The sequence below is a fragment of the Gryllotalpicola sp. CP2-P1 genome (genome assembly GCF_057512245.1).
Genome location: NZ_JBLRDT010000187.1, coordinates 1 through 4,847, shown reverse-complemented (window position 1 = coordinate 4,847; position 4,847 = coordinate 1). Strand labels below are relative to the sequence as shown.

Genomic DNA, 4,847 nt, shown 5'->3' with positions numbered 1-4,847 from the left:
TCGCGCGGCGGCGTCGGCCGGAAGCGCCGCACCTCGCGCCCGCTGACCGTCGCCGCGTTCCTCTTCGCCGTCGGCCTCGCGGTGACGAGCGTGGTGCCGATGCTCGCGCTCGGCCAGACCGCGACCGCGGCCGCCGCCTCGGCTACGGGGGTGCAGGGGCACGAGCAGCTCCAGGCGTGGCAAGCCGCGATGACCAGCACGCGCCCCGCCGCACCGCACGACCAGTACTCGACCAATCTCGTGAAGCCCGGCGACCCGCTCACCGGCAACGGCAAGATCGAGTGGCCGTTCCCGTTCAACTCGCCGATCTCCTACGGCTACGGCCCACGGGTGGCCCCCATGGAAGGCGCCTCGACGTTCCACAAGGGCGTCGACTTCGACCCGGGCGCCGGAGTGGCGATCCAGAACATCACCGCGGGCACCGTCACGAAGGTGGTCACCAACCCGCACAGCGCGCTCGGCATCGAGGTCGTCGTCGACCACGGCACGATCGACGGCCACCACATCGAGAGCCTGTACTGCGAGATGGCTCCGGGTTCGATCAAGGTCGCGGTGGGGCAGAAGATCGCGATGGGCACCATCGTCGGCAACGTCGGCGTCTCGGGAATCTCCACCGGCGCTCACCTGCACTTCGAGCTGCACCAGGACGGCGAGGCGGTCGACCCGCTCGCCTGGCTGCGCGCGCACGCCGGCTGACGCGGCCCGCGCTACCGCTTACGCGGCCCGCGGAACCATACGCGGCGCGCGGAACCATACGCGGCGTGCGGAACCGCTCGCGCGGCCCGGCAGAGTTCACCTCCGAGTTACGGGCGGGCCTTATCCCCGTAACGGGTGCCGCGGTACGGTCGAATCTTGGCCGCGGGCCAGGGGCGCCGAACCCGACTTCGAGCGCCGCCGCGGCAGCTTCGAGGAACCACAGTGCGATCTACCAGGTGGGGAACCCTGCGTTCCCCGATCGCCTATCTGTTCGTGCTGCCTGCGCTGCTGATCTTCCTGGTCTTCTCGATCGGCCCGACGGCGTACACCTTCGCGCTCTCGCTGTTCAAGTGGAACAAGTTCAACCCGGCACTGTCGAGGTTCATCGGGCTCGAGAACTACAGGACCGTGTTCACGGGCGCCGGCGACCCGAGCTTCTGGGCGACGCTCGGCGTCTCGTTCTACTTCGTCGCAGGAATGGTGATCGGCGGCACCGCGATCGGCCTGGCGCTCGCGCTTCTGCTTGCGCGGGGCGGCCGCGCGCTGGCATCCGCTCGCACCATGGTCTTCCTGCCTCACGTGACGCCCATCGTCGCGACCTCGCTCGTGTGGGTGTGGATCTTCAACCCGCAGTTCGGCCTCGCCAACCTCGTGGTGCATGCGACCGGCCACAAGAACATCGACTGGCTGGGCGACTCGAACTGGGCGATGCCGGCCGTGCTGATCTATTCGCTGTGGCACGAGCTCGGATTCGTGACGGTCGTGTTCCTCGGCGGTCTCACCACGATCTCGACCGAGCTCGCTGAAGCGGCCAAGATCGACGGCGCGAACGGCTGGCAGGAGTTCTGGCACGTCACGTTCCCGCAGCTGCGACCCGTCGTGACCCTCGTGCTGCTGATCGAGTCGGTCGGCAGTCTGCAGGCGTTCACGCAGTTCTTCGTGCTGACGCGCGGCGGCCCCGGCTACGCCACCGCCACGCTGGGCTTCCAGCTCTACCAACAGGCGTTCGTGTTCTCGAACACGGGCTACGCGGCCGCGCTCGCGGTCGTGCTCTTCGTCGTCACCGCCGCGCTCAGCATCCTGCAGCTGCGGCTCCAGGGCGACGGCACCTCCCGATCACACTCCAGACCTCGCTCTCTACCCCTGAGAAAGGCCAAGCCATGAAGCGCACCACCCTCACCGCGGTCGTCGCGGGCGCGGCGATCGCTGCACTCGCCCTCACGGGCTGCTCGTCGGGCAGCTCCTCCACCACGTCCTCCTCGGGCGGCGCTCCCACCCTCGACCCCAGCAAGAAGGTCACCATCACCTTCGCCGAGGCCATGGCCTCCGGCGCGCTCAAGACCGAGCTCGAGAAGGTGACGAAGGAGTTCGAGGCGAAGAACCCGAACATCACCGTCACGCTGCAGGCTCAGCCGGACTACAACACGCTGAAGACCAAGATCGACGCAGCGCTCACCGCCGGCAACGCGCCGACGATCGCCCAGGTCTACGGCGAGTGGGCGGCGGAGTACGCGAGCTCCGACGTGCTCGAAGCGCTCACCGCCTACGCCAAGGCCGACCCGTCGGCGACCGACGGCCTCTACAAGGGCATCAGGAACAGCCTCTACATCGACAAGAAGCTGTACATGTGGCCGTTCAACGCGAGCGCCGTCGCCATGTTCTACAACCCCGAGATGCTGAAGGCGGCCGGGCAGGACGTGCCGAAGACCTGGGACGACTTCGTGACCGTCGCCAAGGCCGTCTCGAAGGACGGCGTCGTCGCCCTGCCCATGGACCCCGGCTCATCGTCGGGCCCCGCGGGCGGCACCACGATCTTTGAGCTGATGGCGCAGGCGAACGGCACTCCGGTCTTCACGGCCGACGGCACCCCCAAGTTCGACTCGGACGACGCCGTGAAGGCGCTGCAGACCCTCGTCGACCTGAAGAAGGCGGGCGCGCTGCAGACCGGCACGAACTACCCGGGCGAGACGGCGCTCGGCGCCGAGAAGGGCACCTTCGACATCTCGACGACTACGAGCGTCTACTACGACCAGCAGGCGGTCGGCGACAAGTTCGAGATGGGCATCGCCCCCGTTCCGGCCGCGGCCGACGGCACGCGCGTCAACCAGATCAACGGCACCAACGTCGCCATGTTCTCTTCAGCGACCGACGACCAGAAGGCCGCCGCCTGGAAGTACATGCAGTTCCTCACCGAGGCCGAGACGCAGAGCGAGTGGGCGCAGGCCACCGGCTACCTGCCCGTGAACCCGAAGACGCTCGAGCTGGACGACATGAAGAGCTACATCGCCAAGAACCCCTACGTCACCTTCGCCAGCGAAGACCTCGCCGACTCGTCGGCGCTGCCGCCGTACGCCTGGGTGCAGGACGGCCTCGGCGACCTCGGTGCCGCGCTGCAGTCGGCCCTCGCCGGGAACGCGACCCCCGCGGCCGCGCTGAAGGATGCGCAAGACAAGGCCGAGAAGGCCATGGCGGCAGACAAGTAGGTCCGGCCCGGGCATCCTCGATCACCAGGAATCTCATGACACGAAGGAGAACCCGGCGGGGTCGCGGGATCGCGGCCACGGTCGCCGTGATCGTCGGGCTGGCGTTCCTCGCGCCCCTGCTGTGGGTGCTGATCACCAGCCTGTCCAGCCGCGGCGACGTCTACCGCTTCCCGCCGGCGCTGTGGCCCGACTGGCAGTGGGCGAACTACGCCCGCGCCTGGTCGGCCGCGCCGTGGGTGCGGTACTTCGTCAACACCGTGTTCATCGGGGCCTGCACCGTGGCCCTGGTGCTCGTGACGTCGGTCCTCGCCGGGTTCGCCTTCGCCCGCATGCGCTTCGTGGGGCGCACGCCGCTCTTCCTGCTCGTGCTCGCCGTGATGATGGTGCCCCAGACGGTGCTCATCATCCCGAACTACGTGATCGCGTCGCGGCTGCACCTGCTGGACACCTATTGGATCCAGATCCTGCCGTTCGGGGCATCCGTCTTCGGCATCTTCCTGCTGCGGCGGTTCTTCCTCTCGATCCCCAGCGAGATCTTCGACGCCGCGCAGCTCGACGGCGCGGGCCCGGTGCGCATGGCGTTCCAGGTCGCCGGGCCGCTCGCCCGGCCGTCGCTGATCCTCGTCGGGCTCAACACCTTCATGGGGGCGTGGAACTCGTTCGTGTGGCCGTACATCATGACGACCAAGGACTCGATCCGCCCCATCGAGGTCGGGCTGAACGCCTTCTACGGCGTGAACGGCACCGACTGGACGACGCTGTCGGCTGCCGTCGTCTTCACGACGATTCCGATCGTCGTGCTCTTCCTCTTCTTGCAGAAGTACTTCGTGACCGGCCTCTATTCGACTTCAGGAGCAGTGAGATGACGGATGCCGCGCCCGGCCGCCCCGGCGACGACGCGACCACGATCGAGTTCTACGGCGGCCTGGGGGTCATCGGCTCGTCGAAGGTCGTGATCCGCCACGGCAGCGGCGCGGGCGAGTCGCGCGTGCAGCTCGACATGGGCCTCGACATTCCGAACGGCGAGGATCTGATGGCCGCACCGGTGGGTCTCGGCACGCGGCCCAGGCGCGAGCTCGCCGACCTGCTGCGCCTGGGCGCCGCACCGCGCGTGCCCGGTCTGTACGACCCGCGCTGGCTGCCGGCCGACGTCTCGAGCGCCGAGCTGCTCGCCGACGCCCCAGGCAGCCACGCGCTGTTCGTCAGCCACGCGCACCTCGACCACATGGGCCTCGCGGGGTTCGTGCGCCCCGCCGTGCCGGTCTACGCGACCCCGCAGACCGTCGAGCTGCTGCGCGCGCTCGCCGCGTCGGGCGAAGGCGTGCTCGGCGCCGAGCCGGACTGGCGCCCGATCGAGTTCGGCGCGCCCGTCACGGTGGGCGAGATCACCGTCGAGGCGCTGCCCGTCGACCACGACGTTCCCGGGGCGGCCGGATTCCTGGTCACGACTCCCGACGGGCGGGTGGCCTTCACCGGCGACCTGCGGTTCCACGGCGAGCAGCCCGATCTCAGCCGCGACTTCGCGGCCGCGATCTCGGGCGTCGACGTCCTCGTGACCGAGGGCACCGCCCTCTCGTGGGAGCCGCGTTCCGATTCCGCCGCGACCGAAGCCGACGTCGTCACCCGGTTCCAGGCGACCCTCGCCGAGGCATCCGGCCTCGTGCTCAT

General features: G+C 69.0%; 5 protein-coding genes. All 5 read left to right on the top strand.

The features are described 5' to 3' along the window. A partial coding sequence (locus ACM2XV_RS12330; protein ID WP_487027130.1) for a M23 family metallopeptidase occupies positions 1 to 696 on the top strand: 696 nt, incomplete at its 5' end. Positions 697 to 918: 222 nt separating this feature from the next. Then, the gene (locus ACM2XV_RS12325) at positions 919 to 1,860 is read left to right on the top strand and encodes a carbohydrate ABC transporter permease (protein WP_344772639.1); all 942 of its coding nucleotides are present in this window, start codon (positions 919 to 921) and stop codon (positions 1,858 to 1,860) included. Continuing rightward, positions 1,857 to 3,179: an ABC transporter substrate-binding protein gene (locus tag ACM2XV_RS12320; protein WP_487027129.1), complete on the top strand. Its 1,323-nt coding sequence runs from the start codon at positions 1,857 to 1,859 to the stop codon at positions 3,177 to 3,179. The genes ACM2XV_RS12325 and ACM2XV_RS12320 overlap by 4 nt, the downstream gene beginning before the upstream one ends. Before the next feature lie 35 nt (positions 3,180 to 3,214). Next, positions 3,215 to 4,045, top strand: coding sequence for a carbohydrate ABC transporter permease (locus tag ACM2XV_RS12315; protein ID WP_487027128.1), 831 nt, complete (start codon positions 3,215 to 3,217; stop codon positions 4,043 to 4,045). Next, positions 4,042 to 4,847, top strand: an 806-nt coding sequence (locus tag ACM2XV_RS12310) for an MBL fold metallo-hydrolase (RefSeq protein ID WP_487027127.1), incomplete at its 3' end; no start/stop codon positions are given. The genes ACM2XV_RS12315 and ACM2XV_RS12310, both read left to right, overlap by 4 nt.